Below are 1538 nucleotides of genomic sequence, written 5' to 3'. Positions count from 1 at the left end.
TAGGGCCTTTCCTTCGGATCATCTCGCCGACCAGATGAAGATGGCGGCGAGGTGGAGTCCGGCGAGGTAGATGGTGGCGGTCTTGTCGTATCGGGTGGCCAGGCCGCGCCACTGCTTGAGCTTGTTGATGCAGCGTTCGACGGTGTTCCGCTGCTTGTAGGCGACACGGTCGAAGGCCGGCGGACGGCCGCCAAGCCGGCCGAGCCGTTTGCGATTGGCGGCCTGGTCGGCGGGCTGCGGGATCACCGCCCGGACCCCGCGCTGCCGCAGGTGATGGCGGATCGCCCGGGATGAGTAGGCCTAATGGGAAGTGAAGGCCGGTGGTAGCTGATTCAGGGGCGCGAGCTGAGCCTTTGAGTATGCCCGGGCCTGAGAGCCCTGTTGACAAGACGAGGCCGGCTCGCGCCCAGCAGTCTGGTCAGAAGTGTGCGGAATCAGGTGCGGTTCGTGCTGCCAGGGCACCGAAAGGATGCCGTTCCTGCGGGACGGTCCGCCTGCGGTTCTCGGCCGGTTGGCTGTTCGTAGTCCGAGCCGGTTGCGCGGATCACCTCTCAGCTCTGCCTTGAGCTTTCAGCTCTGACGCGGACCGAGGGCCGTGTGACTCGCTGGGGTTGCGAACGGCTGGTGGGATGACGTGCCTTGAGCACTTCCATTAGGGAGCACGCGCACCCTGCACAGGCTCTGACCTGGCAAGAGAGTCGTCACGACGGAGGATCGGATGGACATCACCGGGTTACCGGCGCCAGTGTTCTGCGGAGTGGACTGGGCCGAAGAGCACCACGACATCGCACTGGTCGATGCGGGTGGACAACAGCTCGCCAAGGTGCGGATCAGTGACGATGCCGCAGGCTTTGCTGAGCTCATGGCTCTGCTGGCCGAGCACGGTGACAGCGAGGACACACCCGTTCCGGTGGCGATCGAGACATCACGCGGACTGCTTGTCGCCTGCCTGCGGGCCACCGGCCGTCCGGTCTTCGCGATCAATCCGCTGGCGGTCGCCCGCTACCGCGACCGCCACTCCGTCGCCCGCAAGAAGTCGGACGCCGTCGACGCCGCGGCATTGGCCAACATCCTGCGGACCGACATGGCCGCCCACCGCCCGCTGCCAGCGGACTCCGAGCTCGTCCAGGCCATCACCGTGCTCGCCCGGGCCCAGCAGGACGCCGTCTGGGCCCGCGGCCAGGCCCATAACAAGCTCCGCTCCCAGCTCAGAGAGTTCTATCCGGCGATCCTCACCGCCTTCGCCCAGCACAAGCACGGCCTGTGCTCAAGGGAAGCCCGCAGCATCCTGGCCGCGGCACCGACCCCAGCATCGGCTGCGAAGCTGACACGGCGGCGTCTGCAGTCTCTGCTCAAGCAAGCCGGCCGCATCCGCGGCATCCAGGCCGAAGCCGAACGGATCCACGAGGTCTTCCAACGCGACTACCTTCACCAGCTTCCGCAGGTCGAAGCGGCTCTCGGACATCAGACTTCCGCACTACTCAGGCAACTGAACACCGCCTGCGACAACGCCGACCAGCTCGAAGAAGCCGCAACAC

At 66.4% G+C, this 1538-nt stretch carries 1 protein-coding gene and 1 pseudogene; one reads left to right on the top strand and one right to left on the bottom strand.

Annotated features, from left to right (window positions below):
- Positions 1–18 precede the first annotated feature (18 nt).
- Positions 19–300: pseudogene (locus AB0A97_RS41635) on the bottom strand (transposase); the annotation flags it as partial.
- A 418-nt stretch (positions 301–718) separates the two neighbouring features.
- On the opposite strand from AB0A97_RS41635, the gene AB0A97_RS41630 reads away from it, so the two are divergent.
- A partial coding sequence (locus tag AB0A97_RS41630; protein ID WP_361161314.1) for an IS110 family transposase occupies positions 719–1538 on the top strand: 820 nt, incomplete at its 3' end.

The sequence above is a fragment of the Streptomyces sp. NPDC045470 genome, assembly GCF_040646595.1.
GTDB lineage: Bacteria > Actinomycetota > Actinomycetes > Streptomycetales > Streptomycetaceae > Streptomyces.
This window is presented reverse-complemented; position numbering and strand designations above follow the sequence as displayed.